14 protein-coding genes are annotated in these 13104 nt (G+C 59.7%); 11 read left to right on the forward strand and 3 right to left on the reverse strand.

Annotation, left to right across the window (positions count from 1 at the left end):
• The first annotated feature begins 146 nt into the window (after positions 1-146).
• Together HB633_RS07265 and phaZ are read left to right on the forward strand one after the other, a co-directional pair.
• Positions 147-1994, forward strand: coding sequence for a glycoside hydrolase family 15 protein (locus HB633_RS07265; protein ID WP_213777441.1), 1848 nt, complete (start codon positions 147-149; stop codon positions 1992-1994).
• Positions 1995-2241: 247 nt separating this feature from the next.
• Positions 2242-3513 (forward strand): polyhydroxyalkanoate depolymerase, encoded by a 1272-nt coding sequence (gene phaZ / locus HB633_RS07270; RefSeq protein ID WP_213777442.1) that lies wholly within the window; start codon positions 2242-2244, stop codon positions 3511-3513.
• Positions 3514-3598: 85 nt separating this feature from the next.
• Here phaZ and HB633_RS07275 read toward each other — a convergent pair whose 3' ends face one another.
• Complete coding sequence (locus tag HB633_RS07275; RefSeq protein ID WP_056352913.1) at positions 3599-4231, reverse strand: TetR/AcrR family transcriptional regulator; 633 nt, start codon at positions 4229-4231, stop codon at positions 3599-3601.
• A gap of 9 nt (positions 4232-4240) precedes the next feature.
• On the opposite strand from HB633_RS07275, the gene HB633_RS07280 reads away from it, so the two are divergent.
• The 4 genes from HB633_RS07280 (at position 4241) to HB633_RS07295 (ending at position 6690) form a co-directional block, all read left to right on the forward strand.
• Positions 4241-4432, forward strand: coding sequence for a hypothetical protein (locus tag HB633_RS07280; RefSeq protein ID WP_213777443.1), 192 nt, complete (start codon positions 4241-4243; stop codon positions 4430-4432).
• A 253-nt stretch (positions 4433-4685) separates the two neighbouring features.
• A complete protein-coding gene (gene rsxB, locus HB633_RS07285; protein ID WP_346730280.1) occupies positions 4686-5525 on the forward strand; it encodes an electron transport complex subunit RsxB in 840 nt (279 codons plus the stop codon).
• 4 nt (positions 5526-5529) lie between these two features.
• On the forward strand, positions 5530-6174 hold the full coding sequence (gene nth, locus HB633_RS07290) for an endonuclease III (protein ID WP_213777445.1): 645 nt from the start codon (positions 5530-5532) through the stop codon (positions 6172-6174).
• An 84-nt stretch (positions 6175-6258) separates the two neighbouring features.
• Positions 6259-6690, forward strand: coding sequence for a DUF1841 family protein (locus HB633_RS07295; RefSeq protein ID WP_061998960.1), 432 nt, complete (start codon positions 6259-6261; stop codon positions 6688-6690).
• 81 nt (positions 6691-6771) lie between these two features.
• Here HB633_RS07295 and HB633_RS07300 read toward each other — a convergent pair whose 3' ends face one another.
• Both HB633_RS07300 and HB633_RS07305 read right to left on the reverse strand, forming a co-directional pair.
• Complete coding sequence (locus tag HB633_RS07300; protein ID WP_213777446.1) at positions 6772-7143, reverse strand: c-type cytochrome; 372 nt, start codon at positions 7141-7143, stop codon at positions 6772-6774.
• Between the two features lie 86 nt (positions 7144-7229).
• Positions 7230-7595: a c-type cytochrome gene (locus HB633_RS07305; RefSeq protein ID WP_056352325.1), complete on the reverse strand. Its 366-nt coding sequence runs from the start codon at positions 7593-7595 to the stop codon at positions 7230-7232.
• Positions 7596-7955: 360 nt separating this feature from the next.
• Here HB633_RS07305 and HB633_RS07310 point away from each other — a divergent pair, with 360 nt between their 5' ends.
• From HB633_RS07310 to HB633_RS07330, 5 genes are all read left to right on the forward strand, one after another.
• The gene (locus HB633_RS07310) at positions 7956-8798 is read left to right on the forward strand and encodes a MoxR family ATPase (RefSeq protein ID WP_213777447.1); all 843 of its coding nucleotides are present in this window, start codon (positions 7956-7958) and stop codon (positions 8796-8798) included.
• Between the two features lie 11 nt (positions 8799-8809).
• Positions 8810-9985, forward strand: a complete 1176-nt coding sequence (locus tag HB633_RS07315) for a VWA domain-containing protein (RefSeq protein WP_213777448.1) — start codon at positions 8810-8812, stop codon at positions 9983-9985.
• A 105-nt stretch (positions 9986-10090) separates the two neighbouring features.
• Positions 10091-11278 carry a benzoate/H(+) symporter BenE family transporter gene (locus tag HB633_RS07320; RefSeq protein ID WP_213777449.1) on the forward strand — a complete coding sequence of 396 codons (1188 nt, stop codon included), beginning with the start codon at positions 10091-10093 and terminating at the stop codon, positions 11276-11278.
• Between the two features lie 280 nt (positions 11279-11558).
• Positions 11559-12512 (forward strand): transaldolase, encoded by a 954-nt coding sequence (tal, locus tag HB633_RS07325; RefSeq protein ID WP_213777450.1) that lies wholly within the window; start codon positions 11559-11561, stop codon positions 12510-12512.
• Positions 12513-12679: 167 nt separating this feature from the next.
• Positions 12680-13096 (forward strand): VOC family protein, encoded by a 417-nt coding sequence (locus HB633_RS07330; protein WP_213777451.1) that lies wholly within the window; start codon positions 12680-12682, stop codon positions 13094-13096.
• Positions 13097-13104 lie beyond the last annotated feature (8 nt).

Consider the following 13104-nt stretch of genomic DNA (forward strand, 5'->3'; position numbering starts at 1 on the left):
GTGCGTCCAGCTTATTTTCAAGTTGAGCTTACGTTTTCCGTTCAAATGCCCAGCGCGCCGGGACAGCAAGCACGCGCCAAGGCACGAAACACAAATGCGCTTCATAATCGACCGCTCCATCGGCTCATCGAAACCACCCCCTGCCTATGCCCGCACTGATTGAAGACTACGCCCTGGTTGGCGACGGCCACACCGCCGCCTTGATATCGAAAGAGGGATCCGTCGACTGGTTGTGCTGGCCGCGCTTCGATTCCGGCGCGTGTTTTGCCGCATTGCTCGGCACGCCCGAAAACGGCCGCTGGCTGATCACGCCCGATCTGCCCGAAGGCGCGCCGCCTCCCGTGATCACACGCAAATATCGCGGCGACACGCTGATCCTCGAAACCGATTTCGAAACGCCCGAGGGCCGGGTCTCGCTCATCGACTTCATGCCCGTTCGCGACGGTATGTCCGACCTCGTGCGGATCGTCGTCGGCCGGCGCGGCAGCGTGAAGATGAAAATGGAACTGGTGCTGCGCTTTGACTACGGGTCATCGATACCGTGGGTCAGCCGCCTGCCTGACGACAGCGGCATTCGCGCCATCGCCGGTCCGGATCTGTGCGTGTTGCGCACGCCCATCGAACTGTCTGGCGAGAACATGCGCACGGTCGGTGAATTCACTGTGAACGAGGGTGAGCGCGTGCCCTTCTCGCTCGCGTATTCGCAATCCCACTTGCGCTTGCCGCCCGCCCGCGATCCGCATACGCAATTCGCGCGCACCGAGAATTACTGGCTCGAATGGTCGGGCCGCAGCAAGCTCGCCGGCCGCTGGGGTCCTGCCATCCGCCGCTCGCTGATCACGCTCAAGGCGCTCGCCTATGAACCGACCGGCGGCATCGTCGCGGCGCCGACCATGTCGCTGCCGGAGCAACTGGGTGGCACCCGCAATTGGGATTACCGGTACTGCTGGCTGCGCGACGCGACCATTACGTTGCTGGCCATGATGCGCAGCGGTTATTACGACGAAGCCCGCGCATGGCGCGCATGGCTCGGCCGCGTGATGGCGGGTTCTCCGCAACAGATCCAGATCATGTACGGCATTGCCGGCGAACGGCGCCTGCCTGAATGGGAAGTCGACTGGCTGCCGGGCTATGAAAATTCGAAGCCGGTTCGTATCGGCAATGGCGCGGTCGATCAGTTGCAACTCGACGTGTATGGCGAAGTGATGAATGCGCTGCACCTCGCGCGCGTAGGCGGCCTGCAAAGCGATGATACCGTCTGGTCGATCCAGCGCGCGATGCTCGATCACCTCGATACCGTCTGGCAGGAACCCGACGAAGGTATCTGGGAAACGCGCGGCGGCCGCCAGCAATTCACGTTTTCGAAGGTCATGGCGTGGGTCGCGTATGACCGCGCGATCAAGTCGGCGGAACAGTTTGGCCTGGAAGGTCCGCTCGAACACTGGCGCAACCAGCGCACCGTCATTCACGCGGACGTGTGCTCGAAGAGCTGGAATGTATCGATGAATTCGTTCGTGCAGACGTACGGCGGCGAGGATCTCGATGCGAGCCTGTTGCTGATCCCGCTGCTCGGTTTCCTGCCACCTGAAGATCCGCGCGTTATCGCGACGTTGCACGCCATTGAACGCGACCTGACGCACGACGGGCTGGTCAAGCGTTACCACACCGCCGAAGTACAGGATGGGCTGCCGCCTGGCGAAGGAACGTTTCTCGCATGCAGTTTCTGGCTCGTCGATAACCTTGCGCTTCAAGGCCGTCTGGACGAGGCGTTTGCGATGTTCGAACGCCTGGTGGGACTTGCTAACGACGTCGGCCTGCTTGCCGAGGAATACGACACTGTCGCGAAACGCCAGGTTGGTAATTTCCCGCAGGCTTTTTCGCATGTCGCGCTCGTGCACACCGGCATGAACCTGATGAAGCATGAGCAAGGAATGGCCAAGGCAACGGGCCAGCCGGCGCAACGCCAGGAGAGTGCAAACGAAAGCACTTCGTAATTTTCAGCCAATATTTGCCTGAAATTGGCGAAATCCGCGACAAAACCGGCGCCCGACTGAGGTAAACGACACGTATGTTGCGTTGCACAAAACGACGTTCGCGGCTATGATCGGAGAAGGTTTCCGACCGGTCGTTCGGCGAAACAATGCAGCCCGATCCGCCGGTGAACGAAACAAGCGCCTGCAGTACGCCAATCGCCGGACCCGCGCCTGACTGCAGGCGCTACCGGTTCTACACGGGTAAAACATGCTCTATCAACTTCACGAATTCCAGCGGGCCATGCTGAGCCCGCTTACGGCATGGGCGGAAGCGGCGTCGAAGTCGTTCACCAACCCTTCCAGTCCTCTAGCATATGTTCCCGGCTCCACGCGCCTCGCGGCCGGTTATGAACTGCTCTACCGGCTTGGCAAGGATTACGAAAAGCCGCAATTCGAGCTGCACCAGATAGAAAAGAACGGTCACGCCATTCCTATCGTCGAGCAGATCATTGTTGAGAAGCCGTTTTGCCGGCTGATCCGCTTCAAGCGTTTCTCCGACGACAGCGCTACCGTCACCGACCTGAAGACGGAACCTATCGTGCTGGTGTGTGCGCCGCTCTCCGGCCACCACGCCACGCTGCTGCGCGATACCGTCAAGACCCTGCTGCAGGACCACAAGGTCTACCTGACCGACTGGCTGGACGCACGCATGGTCCCGCTCGAAGACGGCTCGTTCCATCTCGATGACTACGTGGAATATATCCAGGAATTCATCCGTCATATCGGCGCGAAGGATCTGCACGTGATCTCGGTGTGCCAGCCGACCGTGCCGGTGCTCGCTGCAATCTCGCTCATGGCGAGCCGCGGTGAAGACACGCCGCGGACCATGACAATGATGGGTGGTCCTATCGATGCACGGCGCAGCCCGACCTCCGTAAATTCGCTTGCAAGCGAACATTCGTACGAGTGGTTCGAGAACAACGTGATCTACACGGTCCCGGCGAACTATCCGGGCGTGGGCCGCAAGGTGTACCCGGGCTTCTTGCAGCACGCTGGTTTCGTCGCGATGAACCCCGAGCGTCACGTCACCGCGCATTGGGATTTCTATCAGAACCTGATGCGTGGCGACGACGAAGATGCAGAGCAGCATCGCCGTTTCTACGACGAATACAACGCCGTGCTCGACATGGACGCGGACTATTACCTCGATACCATTCGCATCGTGTTCCAGGATTTCCAGCTTGCCGAAGGCACGTGGGATGTGAACGGCGAGCGTGTGCGTCCCGAGGACATCAAGCACACGGCGCTCTTGACCATTGAAGGCGAACTCGACGACATCTCGGGCAGTGGCCAGACGCGCGCCGCGCACGACCTGTGCACCGGCATTGCGGCAAAGAACAAGCGCCACTACACCGCCGAGAAGGCCGGCCACTACGGTATTTTCTCGGGCCGCCGCTGGCGCACGATGGTGTATCCGCAACTGCGTGAATTCATTCTCGCGCACGACAAGGCGCCGAAGAAAGAAGCAGTTCCGGCCTGAGCAATGGGTCGATCGAATCAAGCATGACACCGCACGCCGCGTTCTTACGCGGCGTGTTTCATTTGGGACATGCCCGTTGCACGGGTTAACGCCGCATCAGATAGGCGAGCAGCAGTTCGGTATTCATCTTGATGATTTCTTCGCGTTCGGCGTCGGCGCTGAAATCGAGTCCAAACGTGGCTTCCAGCGTGAACCGGTTCGAGACGATGTAATACCCGAGCCCCGACAAGGTCACGTAGAAGCGCAATGGATCCACGTTATTGCGAAACAGTCCGGCTTGCTGACCACGTTCCAGTATCTTCCCAAGCTTGGCGACCACTGGCGAAATAAGCTCGCGGATACGCGTTGAGCCCTTTATGTATCGCGCTTCGTGAAGGTTTTCGTTATTCACAAGCCGCAAAAGCTCGGGGTGCTCACGATAGTAATTCCAGATGAAATGCGCCAGCTGCGTCACGCCCTCGACAGGCGCCACACCGTCCAGATCGAGCGACTTTTCGGCATCTGTGAGCGCTGTGAACGCATGTTCGAGCACGGCGGTGAACAGCTGCTCCTTGCTGCCGAAGTAGTAGTAGAGCATTCGCTCATTCGTTTCGGCACGGCGGGCAATCTGGTCTACGCGCGCGCCGAACAAGCCTCCCGCCGCAAACTCCTCAGCGGCGGCAAGCAGGATTCTGCGACGCGTGCCCTCGGGATCTCTTTTGATTTTTGGCTGGTTCATGGTGGCTTCATGATCGACAAACCGCGTTTTGAGAGTAGCGTCATGCATTCCTGTGTCCTAAAGAAGCATGCGATGGATCGGTTGCGCCAACGTGATTGGAAATACCGTCCTGCAGTCAATCTAAAGCGATTTGATTATGTGCACATCGTTGGCCCGTTGGCAATTGGGAATGATTGGGAACTGCTTGAATTTCAGCGATAATGCCGCCTCGGGCACAACGCATCGAAACAGGCCGAATGCCCGAACGCGCAAACGCGATATCAAAACGAGCGCGAACATAAGCGCTTGAACATATCCCCACGAGTCGTCGCCGAAATAAGTCGTATTGATCGCGTGAATCCGCGAATCGTCTGTTGTGTCGAAGTGGTTTCGGCGCATCCGGCCGTCCGCTTCGCGTCCACCCGGATCAATGCGCCACCAGCGCCGCCTTCCCCAAGCCGTTAATGTGACTGCAGTGATTGCAATTTCCCCCACCACCCTCGCTGACCAGATCGAAGACCTGCTGCCGCAGACCCAGTGCACAAAATGCGGCTATCCCGCCTGTCGACCTTACGCCGAGGCCATCGCGACGGGTCAGGCGAGCTACAACCAATGCCCTCCGGGCGGCCAGGAAGGCGTAGTGCGGCTCGCCAGGCTGCTCAGCAAGCCGGTCATCCCGCTGAATCCGGAGAACGGTTTTGAGCGGCCGCGACCGCTTGCGTTCATCGACGAAAACCTGTGCATTGGCTGCACGCTGTGCCTTCAGGCCTGTCCGGTGGACGCCATCGTGGGCGCGGCCAAGCAGATGCACACGATCATCCCCGAGCTTTGCACCGGTTGCGACCTGTGCGTGCCGCCCTGCCCTGTTGATTGCATCGCGATGATCCCCGTTACCGGCGAACAAACCGGCTGGGACGCATGGACGCAGACGCAAGCCGATGCAGCGCGCGCCCGGCACGACCAGCACGTGGCGCGGCTCGCGCGCGAACGCGACGCCGCCGAAGCGCGCAAGGCAGCGCGCGTGGCGGGATCGGCCAAACCGGTGGAACCGGTCATAACCGACGCAACCGCAGTCAAAACAGAAACCGTCACGCCGGAAGACGAAGCGCAGGCCAAGAAACGCGCGATCATCCAGGCCGCGATGGAACGTGCGCGCAAGAAAAAGGAAGAGCTGGCGAAGCTCGGCGCGGGGCCGAAGAACATCGATTCGGTGAGCCCGGAGGTCCAGGCGCAAATCGATGCAGCCGAAGCCCGCCGTCGCCGCCTCGGTTTGACTGACCTGAGCAACGACTCCGACTACGACCCCGACGCCTGATCCGATGAACCCGAAAAAACGCCGCGCGATCTTCGAAACGCTGCAGAGCCTGAACCCGCACCCGACCACCGAACTCGAACACAACTCGCCGTTCGAGTTGCTGATCTCCGTGCTGCTCTCGGCGCAAGCCACCGATGTCTCCGTGAACAAGGCCATGCGCCGCATGTACCCGGTCGCCAACACGCCGGCCAAGGTGCTGGCGCTCGGCGAAGAAGGCGTGACCGAATACATCAAGACGATCGGCTTGTATCGGACGAAAGCGAAGAACGTGATCGCAACGTGCCGGATTCTCGTCGAGCAATATGGCGGCGAGGTTCCCGATGACCGCGAGGCGCTCGAGGCGCTGCCGGGCGTCGGCCGCAAGACGGCGAATGTGATCTTGAATACGGCGTTCGGGCACCCGACCATCGCCGTCGATACCCATATCTTTCGCGTATCGAACCGTACGGGTCTTGCGCCGGGTAAGGACGTTCGGGCAGTCGAAATGGCGCTGGAGAAGTTCGTCCCCGACGAGTTCAAGCAGGACGCGCATCACTGGCTGATCCTGCACGGACGTTATGTCTGCCGCGCCCGCGTGCCCGAGTGCTGGCATTGCGCGATCGAGCCATTGTGCGAATACCGGCCGAAGACGCCCGCTCCCATCGAATGAGCGTTGCTGCGGTCCCGAGCGAGCCACGTCGATGCAGCTTAAAATGACTGTCTGACAACGATTCAGCTAAAGCGACACAGCCCCATGTTCAACCCGAGCCGCGACGAAGTTCGCCAATTTTTCACCGAAACCTGGCGCAAGCAGCGGCAAGGCGGCGTCCTGACGCCGCTCGAAAGCATCGCAGCCGACTGGATTGGCGAGCATCCGGAATACCAGCAGGAACTCGCCGATCCGGACGTCGCCCATGCCGATTATTCGCCTGATCAGGGCAAGAGCAATCCGTTCCTGCATTTGTCGATGCATCTGGCGATTACCGAGCAGCTTTCCATCGATCAACCGCCGGGGATTCGCCGCGCGCATGAGCGCCTGGTCGGGCGGCTGGGTTCGACGCATGACGCGCAGCACGCGATCATGGAATGCCTCGGGCAGATCATCTGGGAGGCGCAGCGCAACAACACGCCGCCTGACACCGACGCCTATCTTGCGTTGATCGAGCAGCGGGCTTCGCGGGATTGACACTCGCCTGAAGTGCGCCTAAAACGAAAAACACCTCGCGCAAGCGAGGTGTTTTTTTATGCGCGAACCAGCTGGCAGAGCCTACTTCTTCAGCACCAGATCGCCCTTGAGCGACTCGATATACGCCGAGATATCCTTCAAATCCGCCTGCGAGAGGTTCTGCACCTGCGCCGACATGATGGCATTCGCACGACCGAAGTTCGGATTGCCGTTGCCCATCTGATACTGGCGCAACGCCCAATAGATGTAATCGGCGTGCTGGCCCGCGAGCTTCGGATACTCCGCGCTCACCGGCTTGTTCAGGTTCGGCCCATGGCAGGCCGCGCAATTGTGTGCTTCGGCGAGGACCTTGCCGTTGCTGGCATCGGCGGCAAACGCCGGCTGCATGGCGATCACGCCGGCCAGCGCGGCTGCCGTACATGCTGTTTTCAACACTGTTTCGAGTGCCTTCATGAATTCTCCTATCCCGCGAATGGTGAGTGCCGAGTGAGTGCGTCTCAGGCCTGATGTCTTTGCGTGATCAGGACCCACGCGCGGGATCACTTGTCGGGATTGTTCTTCGAAGAGGGGGTTTGCGCGGCGTAGTACGCAGCAATATCGGCGATATCCTGATCGGTCAGCGTGACCGCTATGCCGTGCATGGTCTCGAAATGGCGATCGCCCTTCTTGTAGGCTTGCAGCGCGTTCTCAATGTAGCGGGCGCTCTGGCCGCCGAGCATGGGAACCCGGTACACCTCCGGATACGCGGTGCGATAACCGGGAATGCCGTGGCACCCGATACACATCGCAACCTTGCCCTGGGCCGCTTTCGCGTTGCCCACGACATCGGCGGATGCCTGGGTCGCGAAGCCGGCAAGCCCCGACAGCGCTGCGATCACGGCACATTTGCCGACGAATTTATTCATAGCTTCTAACCTGGCATGAGGGGAAATCCGGCACCTTATAAAGGCCTGGCGTTCCGGGACTTTCTCGGGACTGGTCAATCGGCCGAACCTCAAATGCGCAAGATCACTTTGAGACAAGTCCGATTTACAGCCACACGGGCCAAAAAAATCGCGCTAATTGTACCGCGCGACCTACCCTGCGTCCACAGGCCGCGGCGGGAAGGCCTGCATCGCGCAAAGCCCCGCCGATCAAGGCCCGGCGGCCTGCGACAATGTGTCCAATGGACATCTTTAAAATGCCCGAATACCCGGTATTTGGACGCTCAATGGCAAAACGGCATCTGACTTATACTGCAATTTTCCCTCTTCGAGAGATGCGTCATGCGTTTTGAAGGCTCATCGCAGTACGTCGCCACAGACGACCTCAAGCTCGCCGTCAACGCCGCGATCACGCTGCAACGCCCGCTGCTGATCAAGGGCGAGCCTGGCACCGGCAAGACCATGCTGGCCGAGGAAGTCGCCGCCGCGCTCGGCATGCCGCTCTTGCAATGGCACATCAAATCGACCACGAAGGCGCAACAGGGGCTGTACGAATACGACGCTGTCTCGCGTCTGCGAGACTCGCAACTCGGCGACGAACGCGTGAAGGACATCCGCAATTACATTGTGAAGGGCGTGCTGTGGCAGGCCTTCGATGCCGACGTGCCGACCGTTCTCCTGATCGATGAAATCGATAAAGCCGACATCGAATTCCCGAACGATTTGCTGCGCGAACTCGATCGCATGGAGTTTTATGTGTACGAGACGCACGAGTTGGTGAAGGCAAAGCACCGGCCGCTCGTGATTATCACGTCGAACAACGAGAAAGAGCTGCCCGACGCATTCCTGCGGCGCTGCTTTTTCCACTACATCAAGTTCCCCGAACCCACGACGATGAAACAGATCGTCGAGGTGCATTTCCCGGGCATCAAGGAAGATCTGGTTGCCGCCGCCATGCAAAGCTTCTTCGAGCTGCGCAATGTTTCTGGCCTCAAGAAGAAGCCTTCGACGTCCGAACTGCTCGACTGGCTCAAGCTGCTGCTCGCGGAGGATATTGGGCCAGACGCGCTGCGCTCGACCGACCAGAAGCAGATCATCCCGCCGCTGCATGGCGCGTTGCTGAAAAATGAACAGGACCTGAGTCTTTTCGAGCGCCTCCTGTTCATGAACCGCAATAATCGTTAAGCGCGCCGGTCATGCTGATCGACTTCTTTTATTCGTTGCGCAATGCCAGGCTGCCGGTATCGGTCAAGGAATACCTGACCTTGCTCGAAGCGTTGAAGGCGCAGGTAATCGGGCCGTCCATCGACGAGTTTTATTTTCTCGCGCGCATGACGCTGATTAAAGACGAGAAATATTTCGATAAATTCGATCAGGCTTTCGGCACGTATTTTCACGGCATCGAGGCAATCGATGAAAACGCGCTCGATATTCCGCTCGAATGGCTGAAGAAAAAGTTGGATCGCGATTTCACGCCTGAAGAAAAACGCCAGATTGAAGCGCTGGGCGGGATCGACAAGCTCATGGAGCGCCTGAAAGAGCTTTTTGAAGAGCAGAGGGAAAGGCACGAAGGCGGCAGCAAATGGATCGGCTCGGGCGGCACGTCGCCGTTCGGCAATGGCGGTTTCAATCCCGAAGGGATTCGCATTGGCGGCGATTCCGCGGGAAACCGGAGCGCCGTCAAAGTCTGGGATGAACGCGCTTATAAGGATTACGACGATCAGGTCGAAATCGGCACGCGCAATATCAAGGTCGCCTTGCGGCGTCTGCGCCGTTTCGCGCGTGAAGGCGCCGCCGATGAACTTGATCTCCCGGACACCATCCGCAGTACGGCGGCGAATGCCGGGTGGCTGGACCTTAAAATGGTGCCGGAGCGCCACAATAATGTGAAAGTCTTGATGCTGCTGGACGTCGGCGGTTCTATGGACGATCACATCAAACGCGTGGAAGAGTTATTTTCGGCGGCGAAATCCGAGTTCAAGCATCTTGAATTCTATTACTTCCATAATTGCGTCTACGATTATCTCTGGAAGAATAATAAGCGCAGACATGGAGAACGGACGGCTACGTTCGACGTTTTGCACAAGTTTTCGCCGGATACAAAACTGATTTTCGTCGGCGATGCCACCATGAGCCCCTACGAAGTCATGCAACCCGGCGGGTCGGTGGAATACAACAACGCCGAAGCCGGCGCAGTCTGGTTAAGACGCCTCGCCGATCAATTCCCGCGTTTCGCGTGGCTTAATCCTGAACCGGAAAGGCTTTGGGAATATCGCCAGTCGGTATCGATAATCCGGCAGATTCTGGGCGGACGCATGTACGGCCTGACGCTCGCCGGGCTTGAAAGCGCAATGCGCGCGCTTTCCAAATAAACCAGAAACCGCTCAAGTGGCACGGTCACTATTTTTCACACTGTGCCTGCCCTTCCAGCCTTCCCACGAGTACGATCCGCGCGAAACGTTCTCGAAAGGCTTCAAATGAATCCGTCCGCCACGGCTTTCCGGCCATTCGCCGACTCATCCCTCTCGGCAATGGTCGCCGGTTTTGTCGCGATGATGACCGGCTATACCAGCTCGCTCGTGCTGATGTTTCAGGCGGGGCGCGCCGCGCATTTGTCGGATGTGCAAATCTCGTCGTGGATCTGGGCGCTTTCCATCGGCATGGCGCTCTGCACGATCGGCTTGTCGCTCAGGTTTCGCGCGCCGGTCGTGATTGCGTGGTCCACGCCGGGCGCGGCGCTTCTCGTGACGTCGCTCCCCAACGTGCCTTATGCGGACGCCATCGGCGCGTTCGTCGTGTGCGCGGTCTTGCTGACCGTGGTTGGGCTGACCGGCTGGTTCGATACCCTCATGCGCAAGATCCCCGCCGGAATCGCGGCGGCGTTGCTGGCGGGCATCCTGTTCGAGATCGGCATTGAAATCTTCAGGGCCGCGCAGTTCCAGACGGCGCTCGTACTGGCCATGTTCTTTACCTACCTCGCCGTCAAGCGCCTGGCGCCGCGCTACGCGATCCTGACAACGCTGCTGGTCGGCATCGTGGCGGCCGGCATGCTCGGCCTGCTGGATTTCAGCCGGTTCCACGTCGCGCTCGCGCACCCGGTCTTCACCGTGCCGCACTTCTCGCTCGCGGCGGCGGTCAGCATCGGCGTTCCGCTGTTTGTGGTGGCGATGGCCTCGCAAAACGTGCCCGGCATCGCCGTTTTGCGGGCGGACGGTTACGATACGCCGTCGGCGCCGTTGATCGCGACGACGGGCATTGCGTCACTCGTGCTTGCGCCGTTCGGCTCGCACGGCGTCAATCTGGCCGCGATCACCGCCGCAATCTGCACCGGCCCGGAGGCGCACGAAGACCGTTCCCGCCGATACATGGCCGCCGTCTGGTGCGGCATCTTTTATCTTGTCGCCGGGATATTCGGGGCCACCATCGCGGCGCTGTTCGGGTCGTTGCCGAAGGCGCTGGTGGTATCGGTCGCGGCGCTCGCGCTGTTCGGCTCGATCATGAGCGGTCTCACCAATGCCATGCAGGACGTGCGTCAGCGGGAAGCGGCGCTCGTCACGTTCATGGTGACGGCTTCGGGACTCACGCTTTTATCGATAGGATCGGCGTTCTGGGGTCTCGTCGCCGGCGTCATCACGCAGATTGTGCTGAACGCGCGGCGGGCGTAGATTTATCGGGACGACGCGAAATATTCACAAGGTCCGCGTGTAATGGCCTGCGGAACCTCTTCGGGCACAGGCACTCGAATTGCAGCAGGTTCGCGGCAGCGGGAAACATCACCGCTATCCGCCCTACTCACGCTAAATTGCGCAGCAGGACTAGAATGACACTCTTGGGCGAGACGATTGCCAGAAGCCTTGGCGCCGCTGCGGCACGAGCGGCCTCGCAACTCCCTTTCACTGCGGGCACTCCGCATCTTTGACAACGGCCAAGCGCCGAAGACCAGATATGACCTCCGCTCTCGACCAGCTCAAGCAATACACCACCGTCGTCGCCGATACCGGCAATTTCCAGCAACTCGGCGAATTCAAGCCGCAGGACGCGACCACGAACCCGTCCTTGATCCTGAAGGCCGTCCAGAACGACGACTACAAGCCGCTGCTCGAAAAGACCGTCAAGGATCACGCGAGCAAGTCGACGGGTCACATCATCGACCAGTTGCTGGTGGCATTCGGCAAGGAAATCCTGAAGATCGTCCCGGGCCGCGTATCGACTGAAGTCGATGCACGTCTTTCGTTCGACACGAAGGCTTCCGTCGACAAAGGCCGCGAGATCATCAAGCTGTACGAAGACGCGGGCATTGACCGCAAGCGCATCCTGATCAAGCTCGCCTCCACGTGGGAAGGCATCCGCGCAATGGAAACGCTGCAGAAGGATGGCATTCACTGCAACATGACGCTCCTGTTCGCACCGGTGCAAGCAGCGGCTGCGGCGGACGCGGGCGCGCAACTGATCTCGCCGTTCGTTGGCCGTATTTACGACTGGTACAAGAAGTCGGCGGGCGCGGACTGGGACGAAGTGAAAATGGGCGGCGCGAACGATCCGGGCGTGCAGTCGGTGCGCAAGATCTACGCGTACTACAAGAAGTTCGGCTACAAGACCGAAGTCATGGGCGCGAGCTTCCGCACGGTCAACCAGATCACCGAACTGGCCGGCTGCGACTTGCTGACCATCAGCCCGGACCTGCTCAAGAAGCTCGCCGACAGCAATGACAAGGTCGAGCGCAAGCTGTCGCCGGAAGCCGTTGCGAACGACAAGGTCGACAAGATCAACGTTGATGAATCGAGCTTCCGCTTCCTCCTGAACGACGACGCCATGGCGACCGAAAAGCTGGCAGAAGGCATTCGCGGTTTCGCGGCCGACGCCATCAAGCTCGAAAAACTGATCGAAGCGCTGAAGTAATTTGGCGGCTGCAATACAGAGACTACGTGTCTGGAAACGGGCGCCGGCGCTATTTCGCCGGCGCCTTTTTTTGTGCGGGTCGAGGCCGTGCAGGGCGTTTTTAGCCCTTAAGCGTGGGCTAGACTTTTGAGACGGGCGGAGGGCCGCCCATCGATAAAGGAGTGCCAATGCGTCTCGAACCCTATCTGTACTTCAACGGCCGCACAGAAGAAGCGCTCGTGTTCTATCAGCACGCGATCGGAGCGGAAACACTGTCCGTACTGCGTTTCAAGGACTCTCCCGAAGGCGTGACCGCGAAGCCCGAATGGCAGGACAAGATCATGCACTCCACGTTCAGGATAGGCTCGAGCATCATCATGGCTTCCGATGGCGTGAACGCTGCGCCCCAGGTCTTCTCCGGTTTCAGCATCGCGATCGTCGCCGACGACGACGCTTCAGGCCAACGCATGTTCGAAGCACTGAGCGTGGACGGTAACGTCCGGATGGCGTGGCAACCCACCTTCTGGAGCACCGGTTTCGGCATGATCTCCGACAAGTTCGGCATCCCGTGGATAGTCAGCGTGATGGACGATCTCGGCGGCTGAGTAAGCTG

The organism is Caballeronia sp. dw_276, from assembly GCF_018449635.1.
Classification (GTDB): Bacteria; Pseudomonadota; Gammaproteobacteria; order Burkholderiales; family Burkholderiaceae; genus Caballeronia.